Below are 23,659 nucleotides of genomic sequence, written 5' to 3'. Positions count from 1 at the left end.
AATACGGAAGTAATGCAGACCACTGGAGAAATGGCAGAGTGGTCGAATGCGGCGGTCTTGAAAACCGTTGACTGTAACAGGTCCGGGGGTTCGAATCCCTCTTTCTCCGCTGAAAAGCCCGATAACACTCGTTATCGGGCTTTTTTATGCATTATTGCTCCCCCTCTATTACTTAAAAATATAATATCTTATCCCATAAACTACGCTAATTAGGTGCTTTAAATAAACTTTATATATTGCGCACCTTTTTACTGGTATTATGAAGATCTATATTCTACAAGAAGTGATTATATTTATATTATGACCGAAATCTAGAACAACTTTTTTATTACCACATATATGATATACAATCAACACGAATACGATATAAGAATGGAATGGGGATTAAAGGAAGTAGAAGAGCTTGCTCCTATTTCTGATGTAATTATAATAATCGATGTTTTGTCTTTTTCTACTTGTGCAGATATTGCAAATAATAGAAGTACATTCATTTATCCACATCAATGAAAAAATGAATCAGCTATAGAATACGCTAAAAATGTAGGAGCTATTTTAGCTGATTTTAAACGAAAGTATACAGATGTTTTTTCACTTTCCCCAACCTCTCTAACCCATATTACTCCTCTTCAAAAATTAGTCTTACCATCTCCTAATGGAGCAACCCTTAGTTTAACAACCGGAAATACTCCAACACTATGTGGTTGCTTAAGAAAAGCAATAGCCAATTTTGCAAAAAAGTACGGAAAGAAAATATCTATAATTGCTGCAGGAGAACAATAGCTGGACAATTCTTTAAGAGTCTCTCTTGAAGATGTAATAGAAGCTGGAACAATAATTTCTTATTTAGAAGGTAGATTATCTCCAGAAAGTAAGGCTAGTCTAGCGATATTCAAAAATAGCAAAGAAACACTACTAAGTGATATTAAAGAATGTAGTTTTGAAAAGAATTAATAGATAGAGGATTTGATAAAGATGTCTTACTAGCTAGTGATTTTAATATTAGTAACTGTGTACCTGTGCTAAGGTGTGGGTATTTTGAAAATGGAAATCTATAATTGATTACATCCCCCCTTTTATACTAAATAAAAATAAAGTAAGATAATCTTCTAAAAAAAATATACACACTTTAAGAGACAATGTCAAGTCAAAAGCCCTCATAGATTATCTACAAGGGCTTATTTATATATAAAATTTATCTTATTAGTTACTTCTATTCTGAATAGACACTCCTTCTAAAGTAGAATCACTTACTAACACATATGAAGTATATTTCCTGATAGGAATTATTTCTTTTTTACTTTCTACGCCATTTGTATCCATAATCGTAATAAGCTGTTTTCCTTCACTAGTTAAGTTTATTGCAGAATAAGGTATCTCTATAACATCTTTATATACCAATGAAATCACCACTCTATTCTCTGCAATACCTTCTCCATTTAATTTTAATCCTTCCATTATTTGAGGAGATTTATCTAAAAAGAAAATATCCGTATCATTCTTTAAGTTTACTTTGATAGGAATGCGTTGCCCTTCTTTAGTCTCAAATGAACTTACAAGGGTATTTTGTCCTGTAATACCTTGTCTCCACTGCACCATATCATTAGCAGGTATTTCAAAAAACACATCATACCCTACTATAGTAAACAAATTATGCTTGTCATTACCTGCTAGGATATCTCCTACTTTTACAGAAATATTCTTCACAACACCACTATATTCAGACTTAACAGTATGTCTACTATATTTTGTATCAGATGCGTTTATTCTTTCACTTAGTTCAACCAGACTCTTGCGCAATTCTTCTACAACCTCGCGTTGCTTAACAAAAGCAACACTATCCCTTCTAGCTAACTTCTGTAATCGATTCTCAGCACGTTCTAAATCTTTCTTTAACCCCTTGTACTCATTCTGTTCTTTATCTTTCTCTTTTTTAGAAATCTGTAAACTCCCCACCTCCACTTCATAGATTACTTGGCCTTCTGCGATAGCCTGTCCTTCTTTTATAAAAAGTGAGACTACCTTTCCTTCTACAGATTCTCTGACAGGTGTACTATATTTCATCTTGACCTTCGCTGGATATTCCTTAGTATAGGTATGATATTTACTATTTAATACTAACACAGTAGGAGCTACATTTACTTTCACCTCCTCTGTTTCTTCCTCTTCCTCTTCTAAAGTCACCTCATTTTCAGGTTGAATTATTTCTTCAGTGACTGCGATCGTTTTAGGTTCAATCACTTCATTTTCTCCTCCCTTATCTTTATTTCCATAATAACCTACCCCTACTAAGAATACAATACTTAGAAGTGTCATTATAATTTGCTGAAGCTTTACATTTTTTTTATCCATAACCACTCTTATCCTTACAAAGATAACTAACAGATACAAAGGACTGAAAAAAAACAATCCAAACGTCTAAATTACAATAAAAAAAACCAATATTGTAAACAATATTGGTTTCATCCTCAATCAAAAATCTACTCAAAGTTATTAATGTCCTCCCAAAGCTCTATATAAATCAACTAGCGATGCCAGATGATCTCTTTTTAACTCTGCAAAACTCAAACTACTTTGCAACGCTAAACTTTGAGCATTGATAACTTCTAAGTAAGAAGCCTTATCCATCTCAAACATGAATTTAATATTAGCTAGAGAAGTGTTTAAAATATTCACTCTCTTTTGCATCATTTCTTCTTTTTGAGAAATTTTGTCAATTTTAACTAATGCATTATGCACGTCAGTAAAACCTATTATCACTTTATTTTTAAACTCTATACCTGCTTTTTCTCTTTCTACAACAGCAATTTCATAAGCTGTTCTTAACTTCTTTTGATTAAATATAGGCTGTATTAAACCACCGCCAAACATACCAAATAAAGAAGCTGGTGTCTTAAACCACTCCGAACTTTCAAAAGCATTTAATCCTCCCTGCGCTGAAATGATTAAATTAGGATACATCTGTCCTTGTGCTGCGCCTACTTTGGCATTCGCTATTTTTAATGTGTATTCTGCAACTTGAACATCTGGTCGAGTACTTAAAAAATCCGCAGGAACACCAGTATTTAAATCTTTAGAAAAATCTAATTCTCCAATTGTAACAGAGCGAGATATAGCCTGCGGATAATTATTTAAAAGCAAATTCAATCCACTTTCTTGTAAAGCAATTTCTTGCTCTATCTGAGGTAGCAATTCCTTAGATTCTAACCACTGTGCTTCTGCTTGTTGCATCGCTACAATAGTCTCGTTACCTACCTCGAACATCTTTTTAGTTAATAAGTATGTACTCTCACGAAGTGCAATACCTTCTATCGCTATTTCGAGCTGTTCGTCTAACATAAGTAAGTTGATATAACTAGTAGCTACCTCAGCTACTAATCTATTTTGGATTGCTCTTTTTACCTCTTCCGTCTGCATCATAGTTGCTAATGCAGCTTCCTTCTCTCGTCTAAGCTTTCCCCATATATCTAACTCCCATGATAAATCAAGGCTTGCTGTAAAATCATCATTAACACGTCCTGCCCCACTAGCCGCTAATTGGCTATTCTTAGAAGATTCTGTTCTACTACCTGCTACATTCATAGTCAACTGTGGTAATAGTGCCATTTTTGACTGCGTGAATAATAACCTTGTTTGTTCGATATTTTTAACAGCAACTTGTAAATCGGCATTGCGCTCTAACGCAGATTCTATCAAACTAGTCAATTCTGGATTCTTGAAGAATTCCGAATAACTCAACTTCGCTAGATTATTAGCCGTAGTATCAGAAACTGTTTTTGTATAAAACTGCTCTGGCGTGTCTACAGTTGGTCTTTCATAATTCTTACCTACTTTACAAGCAGTTAATAATGTTGAACCAATCGCTATATATACTATTTTTCTCATTGTTTTTCTTGTTTTGAACTACCATTAATCTCTTAGTTTTCTACAACTTCAGAAACGTCTGGTTGCTTACCACTAATTTTCTCTTGTAAGTACTGAAATGCGACATAAAGGAAAGGAATAACAAATACTCCTAAAATAACCCCTAATACCATTCCTCCTGCTGTACCGATACTGATAGAGTGGTTACCTTGAGCTGACGATCCTTGAACAAACATTAAAGGTACTAGACCTGCTACAAAGGCAAATGATGTCATCAAGATAGGACGAAGACGCAAACGCGAAGCTTCTAAAGCCGACTCCACAATACTCATTCCTCCTTGACGCTTCTGAACGGCAAACTCTACAATCAGAATTGCATTCTTTGCTAACAGTCCGACCAGCATGATGAGTCCTACTTGCACATAAATATTATTGGCTATTCCCACTGACCCTATCGCTAAGAAAACCCCCATAATACCAACAGGTAATGATAACAATACTACTAATGGTAAGATATAACTCTCGTACTGTGCTGATAAAATAAAGTAAATGAATAAGATTGATAATCCAAAGATAAACACCATTTGTCCTCCTGATTTTTTCTCTTCTTTACTTAACCCTAACCATTCAATACTATATCCTGCAGGTAGTTTTTCTGCTGCTACTTTCTCTACTGCTGCCATTGCATCTCCTGTACTTGTACCAGGATTAATAATACCATTTACAGCAATAGAGTTAAATAAATTATGACGACTGATAGCCTGTGGACCATACACTTTTTCTAAATGTGCTAAAGAGCTAATCGGAATCATCTCTCCTGAACCAGCAGTTACATAGATTGTTTTAAACGATTCTTCATCTGCTCTAAACTGTGCATCACCCTGAACAAACACCTTAAACTGTTTACCAAAACGGTTAAAGTCGTTCACCTGTGCTGATCCATAGAATAACTGTACAGCACTCATCATATCACTTACTTCTACTCCATGCATTTTTGCCTTCACAGGATCTACTATGATCTTATACATTGGGAAGTTTGCTTTAAACATCGTGAAAGCACTTAGTACCTCATCAGTTTCACTTAAATCTTGGTTAAACTGATTTACAACATTTGCAAACTCTGTAATATCCCCTCCTCGTCTATCCTGAACTACCATCTCTAATCCATCAAAGTCTCCAAATCCTGGAACTGTTGGGTTAGCAAAAACATAGAAATCTCCTTCTTTTAGTGCTGACAAATCTTGGTTTAGCTGTGCAATCAACTCATTGATATCCGTTATCTCTCCTCTTTCTTCTAAAGCTTTAAAAGAAATGAATCCCATACCATATGCAGGACTGGCAGCGTTACCTAATATATTGAATCCAGAAATAGTAGTAACAGACTTAATAGCTGGATTTTTTCTCATGATCTCATCTCCTTCTTTTAGAACCTGAGCTGTTCTATCAATAGATGACCCTGGAGGTAATGATAGAGCAAACATCGCAAATCCCTGATCCTCATTAGGTATAAATCCTTTAGGAGTTGTATTCATTAAGAATACCATTCCTACTATAGAACCTATTAGAATACAGAAGCTCAATACTTTTCTTTTAATTAAGAAATGTACTCCTTTTATATATCTATTGGTTAATGCTGTAAATCCTGCATTAAACGATCTAAAGAACCTTCTCTTAAAACCATCTTTCTTTACCTCTCCCGTATGTTCTAAATCATGGTGGTGATTCTTTAACAACAAGGCACATAAAGCAGGGCTCAATGTCAAGGCATTTACAGCAGAAATCATAATCGCTATCGCAAGTGTATATGCAAACTGCTTATAGAATACCCCTACAGGCCCTTCCATAAATCCTACAGGTAAGAATACTGCTGACATTACTAATGTAATCGAGATAATCGCTCCTGAGATTTCGCTCATCGCTTTAGTAGTTGCTTCTTTAGCATCTAAGCCTTCAAGTTCCATCGTACTGTGTACAGCCTCCACTACTACAATAGCATCATCTACCACAATACCAATAGCTAATACCAAGGCGAATAACGTCAACATATTAATCGAGAACCCTAACATATTCAAGAAGAAGAACGTACCGATTAATGACACTGGTACAGCTATCGCTGGAATAATAGTTGATCTAAAATCTTGCAAGAAGATATACACGATAAGGAATACTAGTAAGAATGCTTCAATTAACGTTGTCTTTACTTGATTAATAGACTCATCTAATTGTGTCTTATTAGCGAACGTTACATTGTATTTTAATCCTTTTGGCAACTGAGGAGTTAATTCTTCTAATACCTTATACACTTGAGTTTGAATCTCATTTGCATTAGACCCTTTTGTTTGGAACACAGCCATAGTCACAGCCTCTTTTCCATTGATCTTATTCTCCTCATCATACGCTACTGCACCAAACTCAATTCGTGCAATATCTTTCAAATAAAGTACGTTACCACTTTTATCTGCTTGTACTACGATATTCTCGAATTGCTCTGGAGTATTGTATTTACCAGGGTATGTCAAGGTATATTGTACTGCTCCACCTGCATTCTGACCTAAGTTACCTGCAGCTACCTCCATACTTTGACTTTGGATAGCGCGTTCTACATCAGCTGGAGTTAATCCTCTATTTGCCAGTTTGTGTGGATCTAGCCATACACGCATAGCATAATCCTTCTCACCGAATAGCTGTACATTACCTACCCCTTTAATACGTTTTAACTCACGCACTAAATTGATACGAGCATAGTTCTGCACGAAGGTTTCATCATATAAAGAAGCGTCCTCACTGATAAGGTCTACTACCATGATCATACCTCTCTGTTCTTTCTGAGTGATTACACCCGCTTGTATTACCTCAGCAGGTAAGATACCTGTCACCTGAGCTACTCTGTTCTGTACGTTTACTGCTGCCTGATCAGGATCAGTTTCTAAATCAAAGAATACTGTGATAGCTGCTGTACCATCATTACTAGCTGTAGACTCTATATGAGTCATATTTTCTACCCCGTTAATTACCTCTTCTAGCGGAGTCACTACTGATTTCAATACTGTCTCAGCATTACCACCTGGATAAGAAGCCATTACAGTTACACTCGGTGGTGCAATATCAGGGAACTGTGCCATAGGTAACTGCGTAAGTCCTACTGCTCCTAATATAACAATGATAAGAGATATAACTGTAGCTAATACAGGTCTATGTATTATCTTTTTAAGCATTTGATCTGTTTGTTTTAATTAAATAAAGAATCTTTTGAGTCTACCTACTCACTTGCTTTTGCCATTTCTGTACTAGTACTACCTTCCGCATTTTTAGTTGCAGATAATACTGTCACTGTCATACCATCCTGTAGTTTATCTACTCCTGTTGTTACAAGTGTCTCTCCTTCTTTCACTCCATCTGAAATAAAGTATGTATGTAAGTTCTTTCCAATAATTTTAAGTTGTCTTTGATCAACTGTATTATCTTTATTTAATACATATACGAATATTTTATCTTGTAAATCTGCAGTTGCTGCGATTGGCACTTGTACAGCATCCTTATGTGTAGCCATTAGATTAACGATACCTGTACCTCCATTTCTCAACAGACGATCTGGGTTATCAAATACTGCACGTACACTGATAGAGTTAGTACCTGCATCGAACTCACCATTGATCACATCTACCTTACCTGTGATAGGATATTTGTCACCATTACTTAATTCTAACTCTATTGGCATCTTCAGTACATTCTCTGAACCACCATTTTCTTTTACTAAATTAAAATAATCTGCTTCTGTCAATGAGAAGTATGCATACATTTGAGAAATGTCAGACATCGTAGTTAATTCTTCCGATTCACCTGCAGTCACTAAGTTTCCTACACGCTTCGTAATACGTCCTAAGAATCCATCTACAGGCGCTGTAATTGTACAAAAGCTCAAATTTAACTTAGCCTCAGCTACAGCCGCCTCAGCCATAGCTACATTTGCTTTAGCATTATCTAAAACAGCCATAGCCGTTTTTAACTGTATTGGAGATACAAAAGAATTATCTAATAAAGACTGTACTTTATCCTTTTCTAATTGTGCATTTACTAAAGCCGCTTGAGCTGCTTTTAAACTTGCATTAGCATTATTTAATTGAATCTTATATGGTTGAGCGTCTATCAAGATCAATGCTTGTCCCTTCTTCACATAACTTCCTTCTTCTACAAGAATCTTATCAATATAACCTGAAGCTTGTGCACGTACTTCTACATTCACCCTTCCTTCTAGAGATGCTGTATATTTTTTCAAGACTAGGGCATCCCCTTTCTCTACTACACTTGTTCTAACTTCTAATGAAGGCAGACCTGCATCTCCTTCATTTGATTGCTTATTACAGCTAACGAAAAATACAGATAAACCAAATAATAGGCCTCCTAAAAACAAAACTTTCGTACTTCTATAAATTTTATTCATTTCTAACGCTTTTAACACAACAAAAATCAAAAATTATACCGCTCCTACTTCTAGAATCAGTTCGAAGCGTAAAAATTCGAACCTGAAACGTCAAAAGAGCTTACTTACCTGAATAAACACGCTCTTATGCTTATAGATAGCCATAAAAAAAGCTACTAATGTAGCTTTATGAATTTAACCAATTTTTAAGTAATGGTGCCTTCTCACGGCTTACAATCACCTCTCTCTGAGGATCCTTTAACAAGCCTATTTTTAATTTCCCATTATAATAGTTCTGTACATGCTCTATACTATCTACACTAACGATATGCTGTCTATTCGCTCTAAAAAATATCTCTGGTGACAACTCTTCTTCTAATTCTTCTAAGGTCTGACTCACAATTACAGTAGATTTATCCTTTAAGACTAGGTGAGTAATCTTTAATTCTGAATAAATAAAATCAATCTCCCCCACCTTCACAGTCTTAAAACCATCCTTATAAGGAATCAAAAAACGAGAACGATAAAATGCTTCTTTCTTGTGTAAGCTACCTAATATATCTTTAATCGAATCACTTAATACAGGAGAACTTCTAAGAGCTTTAAACTTATTCAATGCCTGCGCTAATTCTTCTTCTCTGACAGGTTTCATAATATAGTCTATACTATTCACCTTAAATGCCTTTAATGCATACTCATCATAAGAAGTCGTAAATATCACAGGTGCCTTTATCTCTATCTGCTCAAATATCTCAAAACACAAACCGTCTTCTAATCTAATATCCATCATTATCAAGGACGGTTCCTCATGATGTTTTAACCATTCTATACATTCTTTTACACTTTCTACTACAGCTACGATTTCTATAGTAGAATCTAATACCTGCAATAAGCGAGATAATTTATTAGCATTTCTTACCTCATCCTCTACGATCAAAACTTTCATCATGTATATTTTTCTTTCTTAAGCTATTATTTCTAATTATTTGTCATTCTTATTAAGTAACAAAGGCAACCTTACTACAAAATCTTTATCCGTTTTCTGAATAAGAACCTTGTGTTTACTTAACAGACGATAGCGCTCTTTAATATTTGTCAACCCTACTTTAGAAGAAGGTAGAGTCACGACTAACTCTTGTATATTATTTCTAATCACCACATAATTCTCTTCTACATAAATATCTATTCTCAACGGATTCTCTTTAGAGGCACTATTGTGCTTTACAGCATTCTCCACTAATAGTTGTATAGCAATAGGCGCCACATAGAAGTTTTTCTTTTGCTCCTCTTGCACATTGATATTTAACTGTACTTTCGCTCCCATCCTTTCTTTGATTAAATAGAAATAAGACTCTACGAAAGTCAACTCTTCTAACAGGCTTATTGTATTCTTTCTCACATTAGATAGCATATAGCGATACACTAGTGATAAGTGATCTATAAACTTAACAGCAATATCCTGATCTTCTATTACTAACTCAGATAGTGTACTGAAATTATTAAATAAAAAATGAGGATCCAGTTGCATCTTTAGTGATTCTAACTCTGACTGACTCGCAATACGCTCTAACTGTTCTGCTTTTAATTTAAGCTCTGCAGCATCGACCATAGATTTTTTCCAGTTATTAATCAAAAAATATCCTGTGTGAATAGCACTAATAAAAATACCTGTATTCAAACTAATAATTAACGACTGCCAGATATCTATCTTCGCCTCTAAGTCTATTAACTCAAAAGACTCATAAGGAGATAGATAAACATACACAAAGTTAATAGCAAAATATACTGTGAAAATAAAGAACAGTAGTAAGAAAAATTGTACTACTACACGCATCACAGGTTGTTTATCCCAAGGTAAGAACTTATTCAATGCTCTGCTCAACCATAGGCTTATCTCTGTGATAGCCATACAATACAGAAAAAGAACAAAAGCTGATTCCCACATCTCCCCCACATCCATTCTGAACCAATCCGCATCATAAGGATTAAGTAAGAAATGAGAAAACAAATAAAGTAAAAATACTAATGGCACTACCATTAATCGGTAGTGTTTTAAAAACAGTGATTCCTCTTTTACTTTCTTGGCCGCCATCTTCCTTATTTAAATTCTTCAACAAAAGTAAATTTATATTTTTACATTTAGAAAGCTACCTTACTCAAAATGATATATTCTAGCTTGAAACGGAAAAAACACTATACCTACTTGTATTCCTTACCCCAATCACCTATTTTAATTCCCAAAAACCATGCAATTAATACGAAAAAAACATAAATAAACAAAAGTAGCAGAGATTAATACAAATGACACATCTCAATATGCTAATTATATAATAACAAAAAAGTAGTATAACATCCACTAGCTATACTACTTTTAGTAAAATGAAACAAACAAACTATTTAATTAAAAATGCCCCCTAATACTAACATCTCAACTCTGTAAGACTAGCTAACCTAGTCTCAAAAAAATCTACAAAAGAATAATCTAATAACCTAATCACACCCACCTCTTCTGATAATAAAGCTGCTAATGTCTGTATATCATCTTGTAGGATATATTCTAAATCTGTATCTTCTAAGAGCTCTTCTACACTATCAATATCACAATACTGCTGCTCATCTAATAAAACAATAGCCCCTTTATGCTCTCCTATTAATAATTCTCCGATCAAGGTATGCTCATCCCATCTCCCTATAATAAAGATATATGACGAGAAGATAGAGTCCTCATTCATCTCCTGAATAGACAACACATGATCTGTACTAGTAAAAGTAAAGAAAGACACTGAAGCAACAGTCTTCATCAAAGGCGTATGACTACTAACTAACAAAAAACGAAAGTAATCATCCGAAAAGTTATAAGTATGCCTTAAACCATTTATCTCATGCTTAAAAAGCACATCCACTCCTGAATCTATCAGAAATCGATAACGTAAAAAATCATTCATAGTAGTTGTATTGGTTACCTTAAAACTAATCAATTTTAAGATATGAAAACACTCCTACTAAAAAACATAACATTCTGATAACATTGATATTAAATCACAAAAAACATCTACTTCTCTTGCACTTGAAATTGATACTTATAATCCTTCATCAGGGCATCATTCTTCTGATTATAGCCCTTATGTACTAACCCAAAAGGATAATAGTTCGTCTCCTCAATGATCTCATTAGACTCTATAGCGTTATTCTTATTCGCATCACTATTACGAGAGTCTCACATTGCCCAAGTGATCTTTGTACTGATATACATACACACTCTTCTCTGCATTAAAGAATACCCCTGCCGTAGGAAAGAAACTAAGCTTGCCCTTTACATACTGAAAACCTCCTAGATAATCCGTTAACGTAACGACGCCCTTCTCTGTGACTTTCTTCTGTACCTTCTCTCCACTAGCTATATAAAGATAAACAATTTTATCACTTCTGAAGTTAATTCCTATAGGATTGGAATAGCCTTAATCAGCAACTTTTTTTAGTTTTTTATTTCCTCCTACACCCTCTTTTCTCCTATCTATTTTTTTACTACCTTTGCTTACAGTAAAGGCTTTGACTCAATGGTTGTTATTGAGAATATTCTTCTATTCAGAGCCTGGTACTTCTCACCAAAAAGAAAGCACAAACCACAGCTTTCAAGATCTCAATTTTAAAATTTTAACAAGTTTTTTAACATTGTAATTTTACTACAAACACAGCATTCATGCGGTATCAGTAGTCATTTGTTCGGAAGGTGTTCGGAAAACACCCCGTTTTTCCTAACCTTTTGCGAACAACTCCCGAACAACGCTCAAACAACCTTCCCGAAAGCCTTGATATCACTGGCTTTATCGCATGCTTAGACACTCTAAAAAACGCACAAATGTTAATATTTTTAACACCTGTGATTTGTCCTGTTTTTAGATTTTAGATCGCTTTTAATATTCTCATATTTAGAACTTACACAAGCATTATTCTGCTCTAATGCAATTAAAATAGACATACTTCATCTAACATTAAATTTCTCTAATCCTAAAAAATGGCTTGATTTATGATTTAGTTTTGCAATAAAATCAGAGCTATGAACATACTTTTAATAGAAGACGAAGTAAGTGTATCTAACTTCATTAGAAAAGGTCTAGAAGAGAGCCAACATCAGGTGGCTTTTGCCTACGATGGGATGATAGGATTACAACTAGCGATGGAACAAGAGTTTGATTTGATTATTCTAGATGTGATTCTTCCATATATGAACGGATTTGAAATCTGCCAACAAATAAAAAAATACAAAGGAGATATTCCTATCCTTATGCTGACAGCATTATCTACGCTAAATGATAAGGTCAAAGGATTTAATATGGGAGCAGATGACTACCTAACGAAACCTTTTCACTTCGAAGAATTATTGCTGAGAATAAAGGCATTGACCCGTCGCAATACAATGTCTATGCCTACGCTAGAGTATAAAGCTGCAGACCTAATTATGAATACATATAAAAAAACGGTGACGAGGGCAGATAAAGAAGTCATCTTAACTCAAAAAGAATATACCTTACTAGAGTATTTCTTAGTGAATAAGAATAGAGTGCTAACGAGAACGCAGATAGCTGAGGCTGTCTGGGGTATCGGCTTCGATAGAGGGACTAACCTTATAGATGTATATGTGAACTATGTCAGACGAAAAATAGATAAAGGATATGATACTCAACTGATACATACAGTTATCGGTATGGGGTATATACTGAAGGATGAATAGGCTTTTGGTTTACAGTTTTCGGTTAACGGTTCACAGTAGTGCTCTACGAGCATAATGTACTTAGATGATGTATTAACCTAATGATTGATACAATAGCCTAAACGGTTTCACAACATCACGACATCACAAAAAAACAGCATAATGAAAATACGCAATAGACTTTCACTACAGTTCTCTGGTTTGTTTGCGATACTCTTATTAGGAGTGCTAATTGCAGTCTATTTTGTAGTATCTAACCATTGGCAAAACACCTTCTTTAAACAATTAGAAGATCGCGCCTTCACAGTAGGGCATAACTACTTAGCAGAGGACAACTTCACCAAGGCAGAGTTCGATGAAGTCTTGCGCAAATATCCTCGCACCTTACCTCAAGAAAAAATAAGAATCTATGACATTAACTTAGACCCAACATTCATAGAAGAAGGCGATCTTAAATGGAATAAAAAGACACTAGAAGAGGTTATTGCCAAAAAGAAAATATACTTTAAACTAGATCAGGAGTACGTGGTTGGCATCTTTTACAGAGATAACTCTGGTGATTTTATCGTGATGGCCAAGGCTGCTAACGAAAAAGGAGTAGCAGCATTACAACAGTTAAGAACAGTGATGCTCATTAGCTTAGTGATCGCCTTACTTATAACTTTTTTTCTCTCGCGTTTATTTGCTGGTTATTTTCTAATCCCGATTACTAGAATTAATAAATACTTCGCGAAGAAGAATATAAATACTTTATTTCAGCCCATCCCTACACAGGATATGTCTAAAGACGAGATACGCACGTTAAGCGAGACTATTAATGATCTCTTTAATCGAGTACAAGAATCCTTTGACAACCAACAGGCATTCGTGTCTCATGCGTCACATGAGCTAAAAACACCTATCGCCTCTCTCATGGGCAATGCTGAGATAGCGCTACGTCAGAGCAGAACAGAACAGGAGTACGTAAAGGTACTGCAAGGAGTGGTAAACGATGCGATACACATAGATCAGATGATCAATAATCTACTTGCATTATCACAACTAGACAGTTCTGTGTATCCGTTACATAAACATGCTTTTGAAGAATTCTGGTGGACGATGATAGACCACCTTATAGCCGCTCAGAAAGACTTAAACCTAAACCTGACCATAAACACGGAAGAAGACTTACACGAGCTTTTCTTTAATGGCAATGGCAACTTATTAGAACTAGCGCTTTCTAATATTATACTGAATGCAAACAAGTTTTCTCACAATGAACCTATAGAAGTAACACTGGATACTGACACTCACAATATCATTATTATTGTAGAAGATAAAGGTATCGGGATAAAAAAAGAGGATCTCGATAAACTATTTCTTCCTTTTTACCGTTCTAGTAATGCATTTGGGATAAAAGGAACTGGGCTAGGCCTATCATTAGCTTCTAAAATCGTACAATTGCATAAAGGTACCTTAACAATAGAGTCAGAACTAACGGTAGGCACTAAAGTAACTTTAATGATTCCAAAAATAAATCAATCATAGTCATCTCAATCATTATCTAAATTATAATTCAACCTAACAGCGAGTATAAGATTTTATACTCGTTGTTTATTTTGTAATGTTGTGAAGTTGTTTGTTGAAGAAGCTTGTTAGATTCTCTAAGATTCCTTAACCCTTAAACATCAAATGAAAAATGTTAACTGTTAGCCGTAAACCGTTACCCCTAATCTCACATTAAAATTTTCTAATCTCCTTTTAATCCTCTATTCATATCTCTTTAAGACTGTCCTAATTATCGTGAAATAAGTTTGCCTTGTTAAAAAGAAAGTAAAAAAATAGACAAGAATTTATTTTATGCATATCACTAAAAGATCATTGTTATCCCTAGCGTTATTACTGTCAGCGACAGTGATTAGCTATGCACAGGACAAAAAAGCACCTATCGTGGTGAGAGATGCGGAAACGCTAATTCCGCTACCTGGCGTGACTATCGAAGACATTACAAATGACAAAGTAGATATTACTTTAGACAATGGACAGTTCGAATTAGATAATACAGACTTAAAAGAGATAAAACTACGCCTAACTTATATCGGATATTCAGATAAAGAAATCACGATAAAGGAGGGTGATTATCCTTCATTTATAGACTTAGATGTAGAGGACAATTTATTAGAAGGCATAGTCGTAACGGGATATACTAAACAATCTCGTTCCAAAACAACAGGAGCTGTCAATAAAATAGAAGCTCAAGCGATCAATAAATCTCAAGTGAGTTCAATGGATCAAGCCTTACAAGGACAAGTACCTGGACTATATGTAGCTTCTCCTTCTGGGCAGCCAGGAACTCCTGGTAGGGTAACTATACGTGGTATTGGCTCTCTTCAGGATGAGAACACGAATCCTCTTTATGTATTAAATGGAATGCCTATCTCTCCTGCTACATTCTCGGCTCTTAACCCCGAAGACTTTGAAGATATCACTGTTCTAAAAGATGCAGCAGCTACTGCTCAGTACGGTTCTAGAGGGGCTAATGGGGTAATCGTAATCACTTCTAAGAAAGGAGCTCATGACTCTGATGGATTAAGGGTAACTTATCAAACTCAATACGGGTATTCTGAAGCCAATAATAGCAAATGGGATATGATGAATACGAACCAACGTCTTCAATTCGAAGAAATGCTTCAAGACCAAGACCTACCTGGATGGGCATATTCTAGAAACAACCCTTATAAAACAGTAAATGGTGTACAGGTAGCTAAGACAGATGTTGATTATATAGAAGGTGATAGACGATTAGCAGAGATTAGACAAACTAATATTGATTGGAAAAAGAAGCTAATGAGAAGAGGGATTAATCAATCTCATAACTTAAGCTTCCAAGGAGGCGATGACAAGACTCAACACTATACTTCATTAAACTACTTCAAACAAGATGGTGTATTATACAACTCTGGTATAGAGAAGTTCAATGTGAATAGTAACATCCATCATAAGTCTGGTAGATTAAGTACTAACTTCTTTATCAACTTAGCAAATATTAATAGTCAAACTTCGGAGTCCGACTTTGATGTAAGCGAGACAAACCCAGTGGCATCTATGTACTTCGCCTTACCTTATGAAAATCCGTATGACGAAAATGGAAAGCTTACTCCCGGTACAAATAGATTTGGTACAAATGCTTTAGCAATGTATAATGATGTTAGCCGAAGAGAAAAACAGCAGAAAGGTGTATTAGCAGGTAACTTTGCTTTTGATATCACAGATGACTTTAAACTGACTAGTACAATAGGAGTTGATTATACCAAACTAAGTAATACACATATCATCAAACCTGACACCTACTTCGGAGACCTAGTAGAAGAAGGAGGTAAAGGAATGTATAGTCAAGGGGATCAGACTAACATCGGGCTAATGGCTAACTTCGGAGCTAACTATAAGTACAGATGGGATGCTCACGAGATAGAAGCGATAGCCTTAATGGAGATGAATAGACAGAAGTATAACTATCACGGCTTTACAGGATATGGATTAATAGATGGGCTAGACCATACTGCAGGTGGTATCACACCAGGTACACCTGAGAATGACTTTATCCCTAAAATAGAAGGTAGAGCTTCTGAGAACTTATTGCTTTCTCAAGTCGCTTTAGTGAGATATTCATACGAGAATAGATTTACGTTGTCTACTAGTTTAAGAAGAGATGGTTCATCACGTGTACCTCGTAATAACAGATATAAGTACTTCTATGCTGTAGGAGGTAGTTGGAATATAAAGACAGAAGACTTTATGCAAAATATAGATGTTATTTCTATGGCACGTTTAAGAGCTAGCTATGGATTAACAGGTAATGCTAATGGCTTCGCTAGTGACTTCGGGTACCGCCGTCTGTATGGGCCTGGTCAATACAACGGAGGTACTGCACTAAACCCTATAACACCAGGAAACAATCAGTACAACTGGGAGATGAATAAAATCCTTGACTTAGGGTTAGAGTTCGGTTTATTTGACAATAGATTAATTGGAGAAATAGACTTCTATAACCGTATTACGAGTGATCTATTCTTAGATAGATCTCTTTCTAATACATCAGGGTTTGAATCCATAGCTGATAATATGGGTAAAATTCGCAACCGCGGTATTGAGTTAAAACTTTCTGGAGATGTAGTAAAAAGTGGAGACTTCACCTTTAATTTAGGAGTAAACTTTGCTTATAACAAGAATAAGATCCTAAGTCTAGGAGATGAGGATGAGATCATCACAGAAGACTACTCTATCCATCAAGTCGGCAAGCAAATAGGACATTTCTATATGGTGAAATGGGCTGGCGTAGACCAGCAGACAGGTGCTCCACTCTATTATGACAAAGAAGGTAATATCACAACTACTTATGATCCCGATAATGCTGTATTAGTAAAAGGAGGGTTTGACCCTGCTATCAAAGGAGGGTTTACAACGAACTTTAAATACAAAAACTTAGAAATAAGTGCTTTATTCTCTTTTATTAAAGGAATGTATAGACTTAACACTGGAGAGTTTTACAGAACATCCGCAGACCAAACTTACCGTATCTATAACCAGTCTACAAGTATGTTAGATATGTGGCAAAAACCTGGTGATATCAGCGATAATCCTAGTGCAAAATATGCTCGTTATATGACTGATAGAGAGCTACAAAAAGCAGATTACTTAAAACTTAGAAACTTAAGTATAAACTATAGATTTAAAGACTTTGGTAAGTGGAATAAAATAGTGAAAGAGGTCAATATATTCGCTCAAGGGCAAAACCTATTGACTTGGACAAACTTCAAAGGACAAGATCCTGAAGATGACAACAACTGGTACCAATATGAATACCCACTACCTCGTACCATCACAGCAGGTGTAAAAGTAATTTTTTAAAGCAATGAAAATGAAAACAATCTTATATAAAATCAGTGCAATACTATGCTTATCACTAGGAGCTATTAGTTTCCAGAGTTGTGATAGTATGCTAGATATAGACCCTAAAGATGCTGTAAATGAAGAACACATTTACAGTTCGGTTAAGCAATTTGAGTTTGGAGTACTAGGAGCTTATACAGAGCTAAACTTAGAATACAATACCTTAATCGGTTCGATCATGGCAGATGATTGTCAACTGGCCCCTGGTAACGCAGGAGTAAACTCTTATGCTGTAAACCTTAACCGATGGACTTTTAGCGCAGATGACGATCTTCTACAACAGATATGGATAGATTACTATCACAGCGTGTACAAGATTAACACGCTACTAGAAAACATCCATAAAGTACCTACTCATAATGAGAGTGAAGTAGAAAAACTAAAGCAACTAAAGAGTGAACTACACGGATTAAGAGCTTTAATACACTTCGAACTACACCGTATGTTTGGACAGTCTGAATACTTAGGAATGAATGCTTATACGATCCCTTATAAAACAAGCTCTGATGTATATGAGAAACCGGGTAAACAAATCATACAAGACTTCTATAAACAACTAGAAAATGATTTGGTAGAAGCAGAACAGCATATTGATAAAAATACAACGATCCGTTTAAGTCAAGATGCAATTTTAGCATTAACTGCACGCGTAGCATTATACACACATGACTATACTAAGGCAGAAAGATATAGTACTATGCTAATTAATAAATATCCATTAGCAACTCCAAAAGAGTTTAAAGGAATATGGGAAGACACTTCTAATGTTGAAGTAATTTTTAAACTGAAACGCAACAATGATGACAACATTAGACCTAACGTATTCTGGTATGACTTTAGCAATGGTAAGACATTGTACTATGCTTCACAGAAACTAAGAGATCAATTTGACTCAGTAAATGACAGAAGATATGAACACTTCTTCGGTATAGAAGATGATGCTGTAATCAGTAAATATGATGGTAGTGCATTCAACGATCGTATTAATGATTACAAAGTATTTCGCATCAGTGAAATGTACCTTATACGCGCAGAAGCATATCTAAAGCTAGGTAACAATGCCAATTCTACTAATGATCTTAATACACTTAGAGATAATAGAATTAAAGATAATACTCACTTTACTACTGTGACACTACAGGATGTATTACAAGAACGATTCTTAGAACTATCTTTTGAAGGGCATCGCTATTTTGATTTAAAGAGATTAGGCATGCCATTAGAGAGAGATTCTCGTGATTTAGCATTGGATACTGATAGTACAGTAATTAATGCTTTTGATGAATATTATCAATTACCTATTCCTCAAAAAGAAGTACAAGCTAATCCGGCGTTAAAATATTAAGGCTAAAAAAAGCTATTCTTAAACAGAATAGCCTTTTTCATTTACAATAAACCTTGACTTGTACTCTAAAGTACAAATCAACAATAGCAGGCCCCCACCTGCTATTGTTTTCGAAACAAACTAACCGTTGTATCAGTACATTTTGACTTAATAATAACTTATCATATACAGTTACAACTTCTACATTAATTCCCCCAAACTAATGTACTTTTATATCTTCGTCTTGGTGTTGCTCTAAAGCAAAACGCAATTCTTCTATAACTTCTTCTCTAAGTTGTTCTGGTGAAACTATTTTCACATATCTACCAAATTTCATAATCTGCTGCTTCAACTCAAAATTAGGTTTTACTAATAAAGTTGCCAAAACCCGTTCTCCACATTGGCTTTCTGTAATGACTTGAGAAGAATGAAGAGGACAAGAATTTAAAACAGCTCTTTGACTCTTATCAAATGAAAGAACTACTTCGCGAATATCTTGATTGGTAAAGTTTAAGCCTATAATCTCACTAAACTTAGTTCTAGCTGACTCTGAACATCCTTTAAAGCGTTCATTCTCTAACACCACATCAGATATAGTATCTAGAAAATAAGTACGGTAGTTATTATCTTCTAAAGCAACAACATACCAGGTATCTTCAAATTCTTTAAATAATATTGGTGCTATTTTTACTCGATGTGGTTCACCATCTGACTGATTAGTATAAGTAATAGATATTTTTTGATTTTTAGTCATTGCTGTATAGATCATTCTAATCGTATCTATCGGCAATACTCCTTTTTTAGACGCAGGATCTATATAGGTAGAAGCTGATGCTCTAGCCCCATTACTTGAATTAAGTATATCTGTAGTTACTAAATCTTTTAAATGTAATAATACTTGATTAGCCCTTGCTAAATACTTCGGAGAGATATAATACCCTTTTTTAGCATTATCTAGTGACACCTCTACCCCGAACTCTGTAGACAAGTCACTAAGTGCGCGATACAGTGTACGTTCACTGATATCAATATCATAACTTGCTAAATACTCTAAAAGCTTTTCCCGCGAAGGGTAATGATTTTGATTCAGGTAATTTAATACCAAAAAATAATAGCGTAATTTCTTCATTTTAACCCCAATTAAAATTAAGTGATAGTTGTGTTTTTTATAAGTAACTAAATTAGTTTTTTTCTAAATAAAAAACTATCTAATTGGGATACAAAAGTAGTCCTATATATTAGAAGGCATTAAAAAATTGGGTGAAAGTGTGCTTTTTCTTAGTTAAGCACTAATAAGCCTACTCAGATAGAATTGAATTATTTATTAATTAGGAGTTAATTCATCTATATGTTACTATGAATATAAAGCAATTAACAGTAGTTGTAGCTGAATTAATTGATCGTTTATTTAAGAAAATAGTACCTATTTCTAAAAAAGAAATTGCAAGAGGATTCCTTAACTATGATATAAAAAACAAATCCCTAGTCTATATAAGCCTATTCATTTTCTCTTCTATATTAAAAAGGAAAGCAAGTTATTTACTGAGTAAATAAACTGCCTATCTCAATAAAAACAATAAAAAAAGGAGTCATTTGCTTAAAGACTCCTTTTTAATTATCACTTAGATACTATCTCACTAGGTAAATACCATCTTCTTTTATATCTATCTTCTTCTCTTTGTATAGTGTTCCAATTGCCTTTTTAAAGGTCTTTTTACTCATATTCAGAACAGTTTTAATATCTTCTGGATGGCTATTATCATTTAACCCTAAGAAACCTCTATTATGTTCTAGCTCTCTAATAATAATACCTGCACTATCTAACACAGCGCCAAAACCTATTTTAGTTCTACTAACATCTATTTTTCCATCAGGACGAATTGATTTAATATAACCTATAATTCGGTCACCAGTATGTAATTCTTCAAACACTTCATTCTTATACATAAGACCTGCGTGTTTTTCATTAATAATTACATTAATACCTAATTCTGTTATATGGGATACTACTAATTCTACTTCTTCTCCTTCTTCTACAGTAATATCTTTATTATCGACAAACTGTTTTAATTTACTAGAACCTACTAATCGTTTACTTTGATCATCAAGATACATATAGATTAAATATCTATTTCCTTCTTTCATAGGACGTGCTTGTTCTCTAAACGGAACGAATAAGTCCTTTTCTAACCCCATATCCATAAAGGCTCCATATTCATTAATGTAGCTTACTTTTAATAAAGCAAACTCATTTACATATATTTTAGGTTCTAAAGTAGTTGCTACTGGTCTTTCTTCTTGATCTAAGTAAACAAAGACAATCATCTCATCACCCACTTTAATATTTTCAGGTTCGTATTTACTAGGTAAAAGAATATCTGTTTCGCCATCTGTTAAATAAAGCCCAATACCCGCTAAACGAGCTACCTTTAATTTATTATCATCTCCTATTTTTATCATATTCTTATATATCTTTTATATTGTGAACTAACGTTCACTTTTACTTTAATTCTAAATCAAAAATGTCCTTCAACACCTCTACTTCAGGGTTAATTTCTATAAAATGTTGGTACTTATCTTTTGAGTCTAACACTCTCTTAACGAGCTTAATCTCTTCGTTTACAGTAATATTTAATTCAATAGCAAAGTTCTGTAATTTTTTTCGAAGGTAATTAACTAAATCATACTTATTCTCTTCAAAACTCAATTTAGAACCCTCATTTGGCAATTCTAATTCAATACGGGCTTCAAACAAAGTTGGTTGAGCCATTCGCATTAAAGAAGCCATTAGCATTAATCCTGATCTAGTCAAACGATCTATATAATAATTCCATTCTCCCATTAACTGATCATAAGTAAAAGCCTGTTTAGGTAAGTCATCAGGATTAATTACAACTTTCTCTAAAGACGAAGCTAATTCTTTTCTATTTCGAATACTAGTCAATGATAAGGCAGAAGCCCTTCTAGGTTGTTCTGCTATAGGATTAGTATTACTTTCTATAGAGAGTGACTGATTATTTAATAACTCACTTTCCTGAGGTTGTATTAACTGGTTTGACTCAACAGCTTGAACTCCTTGAGGAACAACAATATTATTATATTGATTATTTATACTTTGAGTATAACCACCTTGCTCTACTGCAGGTGTATTATTATACCCTTGTATGTTTTGATCTGATTGGTGAATACTATTTACCTCTTGTACAGATGTATTTTTACTTACACTTGCCAAGGCATTTAATTCCTCTAAATTACTAGTTAATTGTCTATTATGAAGTAATTCTTTAAGCGCTAAAGCTGGTATTATAAATTGTTTATCTTTTTTTTTTCGCCTTCAAAAGATAAAGACGCCAACTGCATTAAACACAATTCTACTAATAATCTCTGGTTTTGACTTGATTTATATTTCAAATCACAATCATTAGCTAGCTCTATTGCTTGTAACAAGAAGGACATAGACGTTTGTTGCGATTGATTATAAAACAATTGTTTGCCATGATCTCCAATCTCTAATAGATTGATTGTTTCAGGTGTTTTACAAACCATTAAATCTCTAAAGTGAGAAGCCAATCCTGAAACAAAATGATGTCCATCGAATCCTTTCGATAAGATATCATTATACGCTAGTAATAATGCAGGAATATTATTCTGTAACACAAAATCAGTAATACGAATATAATACTCAAAGTCTAATACATTAAGGTTTTCAGCAACAGCTTGTCTTGTTAAGTTTCTACCACAATAAGAAACGACTCTATCAAATATAGATAATGCATCACGCATAGCACCATCAGCTTTCTGAGCAATAATACGCAAAGCATCATCCTCAAAGTTGATTCCTTGACTTCTAGCTACCAATGCTAAATGATTAGCTGCATCAGCAATAGTAATACGTTTAAAATCAAATATCTGACATCTCGATAAGATAGTTGGTATAATCTTGTGTTTCTCAGTAGTTGCTAATATAAAAATAGCATGACGAGGCGGTTCTTCTAATGTTTTCAAGAAAGCATTAAACGCTGCGGAAGACAGCATGTGCACCTCATCTATAATATACACCTTATACTTTCCAGTCTGCGGTGGTATACGCACTTGATCAATAAGACTTCTAATATCATCCACTGAGTTATTAGACGCAGCATCTAATTCAAATACATTAAATGCAAAGTCCTCATTCGGATCATCATATCCCTCTTGGTTTATCTTTCTTGCTAAGATACGAGCACAAGTTGTTTTACCTACTCCTCTAGGCCCTGTAAATAACAAAGCTTGTGCTAAGTGATTACTTTCAATAGCATTAACTAGAGTACTTGTAATAGCCTGTTGGCCTACTACATCTCTAAATGTTTGTGGTCTATATTTTCGGGCAGATACGATAAATTGTTCCATAGGTCTCTTATTATCGCAAAGGTAG

At 34.5% G+C, this 23,659-nt stretch carries 15 protein-coding genes and 1 tRNA gene; 5 read left to right on the top strand and 11 right to left on the bottom strand.

All coding sequences use genetic code 11. The features are described from left to right. The first annotated feature begins 24 nt into the window (after positions 1-24). Positions 25-109, top strand: a tRNA-Ser gene (locus AABL85_RS11945). A 1,091-nt stretch (positions 110-1,200) separates the two neighbouring features. Here AABL85_RS11945 and AABL85_RS11940 read toward each other — a convergent pair. The 7 genes from AABL85_RS11940 to AABL85_RS11910 form a co-directional block, all read right to left on the bottom strand. Beyond that, positions 1,201-2,349 carry an efflux RND transporter periplasmic adaptor subunit gene (locus AABL85_RS11940; protein WP_341310258.1) on the bottom strand — a complete coding sequence of 383 codons (1,149 nt, stop codon included), beginning with the start codon at positions 2,347-2,349 and terminating at the stop codon, positions 1,201-1,203. Between the two features lie 141 nt (positions 2,350-2,490). Next, positions 2,491-3,882, bottom strand: coding sequence for an efflux transporter outer membrane subunit (locus tag AABL85_RS11935; RefSeq protein WP_341310257.1), 1,392 nt, complete (start codon positions 3,880-3,882; stop codon positions 2,491-2,493). A 32-nt stretch (positions 3,883-3,914) separates the two neighbouring features. Beyond that, positions 3,915-7,076, bottom strand: coding sequence for an efflux RND transporter permease subunit (locus AABL85_RS11930; protein WP_341310256.1), 3,162 nt, complete (start codon positions 7,074-7,076; stop codon positions 3,915-3,917). Positions 7,077-7,120: 44 nt separating this feature from the next. After that, entirely contained in the window at positions 7,121-8,302 is a 1,182-nt protein-coding gene (locus AABL85_RS11925) for an efflux RND transporter periplasmic adaptor subunit (protein WP_341310255.1), read from the bottom strand. 166 nt (positions 8,303-8,468) lie between these two features. Next, positions 8,469-9,230, bottom strand: coding sequence for a LytTR family DNA-binding domain-containing protein (locus AABL85_RS11920; protein ID WP_341310254.1), 762 nt, complete (start codon positions 9,228-9,230; stop codon positions 8,469-8,471). 33 nt (positions 9,231-9,263) lie between these two features. After that, positions 9,264-10,373: a sensor histidine kinase gene (locus AABL85_RS11915; protein WP_341310253.1), complete on the bottom strand. Its 1,110-nt coding sequence runs from the start codon at positions 10,371-10,373 to the stop codon at positions 9,264-9,266. Between the two features lie 328 nt (positions 10,374-10,701). After that, positions 10,702-11,226, bottom strand: coding sequence for a hypothetical protein (locus AABL85_RS11910; protein WP_341310252.1), 525 nt, complete (start codon positions 11,224-11,226; stop codon positions 10,702-10,704). A 1,112-nt stretch (positions 11,227-12,338) separates the two neighbouring features. Here AABL85_RS11910 and AABL85_RS11905 point away from each other — a divergent pair. The 4 genes from AABL85_RS11905 (at position 12,339) to AABL85_RS11890 (ending at position 19,266) form a co-directional block, all read left to right on the top strand. Further along, positions 12,339-13,013, top strand: coding sequence for a response regulator transcription factor (locus AABL85_RS11905; protein WP_341310251.1), 675 nt, complete (start codon positions 12,339-12,341; stop codon positions 13,011-13,013). 141 nt (positions 13,014-13,154) lie between these two features. Then, on the top strand, positions 13,155-14,519 hold the full coding sequence (locus AABL85_RS11900) for a HAMP domain-containing sensor histidine kinase (protein ID WP_341310250.1): 1,365 nt from the start codon (positions 13,155-13,157) through the stop codon (positions 14,517-14,519). A 312-nt stretch (positions 14,520-14,831) separates the two neighbouring features. Then, positions 14,832-17,879, top strand: coding sequence for a SusC/RagA family TonB-linked outer membrane protein (locus AABL85_RS11895; RefSeq protein WP_341310249.1), 3,048 nt, complete (start codon positions 14,832-14,834; stop codon positions 17,877-17,879). Positions 17,880-17,889: 10 nt separating this feature from the next. Then, a complete protein-coding gene (locus AABL85_RS11890) occupies positions 17,890-19,266 on the top strand; it encodes a RagB/SusD family nutrient uptake outer membrane protein (protein WP_341310248.1) in 1,377 nt (458 codons plus the stop codon). 199 nt (positions 19,267-19,465) lie between these two features. Here the strand turns inward: AABL85_RS11890 and AABL85_RS11885 are convergent, their stop codons facing one another. From AABL85_RS11885 to dnaX, 4 genes are all read right to left on the bottom strand, one after another. Continuing rightward, positions 19,466-20,374 carry a WYL domain-containing protein gene (locus AABL85_RS11885; RefSeq protein ID WP_341310247.1) on the bottom strand — a complete coding sequence of 303 codons (909 nt, stop codon included), beginning with the start codon at positions 20,372-20,374 and terminating at the stop codon, positions 19,466-19,468. A 500-nt stretch (positions 20,375-20,874) separates the two neighbouring features. After that, positions 20,875-21,705: a CvfB family protein gene (locus AABL85_RS11880; protein WP_341310246.1), complete on the bottom strand. Its 831-nt coding sequence runs from the start codon at positions 21,703-21,705 to the stop codon at positions 20,875-20,877. Positions 21,706-21,745: 40 nt separating this feature from the next. After that, positions 21,746-22,477: a hypothetical protein gene (locus AABL85_RS11875; RefSeq protein ID WP_341310245.1), complete on the bottom strand. Its 732-nt coding sequence runs from the start codon at positions 22,475-22,477 to the stop codon at positions 21,746-21,748. Between the two features lie 71 nt (positions 22,478-22,548). Then, positions 22,549-23,634, bottom strand: a complete 1,086-nt coding sequence (gene dnaX / locus AABL85_RS11870; protein WP_341310244.1) for a DNA polymerase III subunit gamma/tau — start codon at positions 23,632-23,634, stop codon at positions 22,549-22,551. Between the last annotated feature and the right edge of the window lie 25 nt (positions 23,635-23,659).

Source organism: Myroides odoratimimus (genome assembly GCF_038039805.1).
GTDB lineage: Bacteria > Bacteroidota > Bacteroidia > Flavobacteriales > Flavobacteriaceae > Flavobacterium > Flavobacterium odoratimimum_B.
The sequence above is the reverse complement of the archived record's forward strand: the minus strand, read 5'-3'. Positions and strand labels throughout refer to the sequence as shown.